The sequence below is a fragment of the Vibrio sp. 1401 genome (genome assembly GCF_033340295.1).
Genome location: NZ_JAWOWF010000659.1, coordinates 1 through 568 on the forward strand (window position 1 = coordinate 1; position 568 = coordinate 568).

Consider the following 568-nt stretch of genomic DNA (forward strand, 5'->3'; position numbering starts at 1 on the left):
GTCGGGCATGTACAAGCCAACCAGCTGCGGATAGCTTTTCAAATTGCCGATGATCTTATCTTTATTTGAGGCGTCCAGCTTTGAATTTGACCAAGACTTTTCCCCTAAAGCGACAATTTTTTCTACCGATTGGCTTTGTGGATCAATAATCGCCATTGCGTTATTTTCCTGCAAGGCGACATAAATTTTCCCGTTGTCGGCAAACGTCAGATATTCCGGTTCAAGGTCTTGAGCAATTGAGGCATTAGGGCTGGAAATACGCACCGCTTTTGGCAATTCATCTGAGCGCACTCCATCAAACTCGCCAAAGCCAATTTGCGTAACGTCAGCATTGTTAATACCTTTGCTCAAATCGACCAACGTCACGCTACCTTCGGGATCGATACTGTAATCGGAGTTCGGTTCGCCTTCGTTTGCGGTGGCAATGTAACGACCATCTTTAGAAAAACCAACCATATCTGGCAGCGCACCGGTTTTGAAAGTGGTGATTAGAGAAAGATCATCCGAGCGATACAGCGCGATCAAGCCATCTTCCTGCTTATTATTGTTTTCAATCGCGACGGCGACT

1 protein-coding gene is annotated in these 568 nt (G+C 46.0%); it reads right to left on the reverse strand.

Features of this window, described 5'->3' with window-relative positions:
• The coding region (locus R7Z77_RS27425) for a choice-of-anchor I domain-containing protein (RefSeq protein WP_411913224.1) at positions 1-568 on the reverse strand (568 nt) is incomplete at both ends.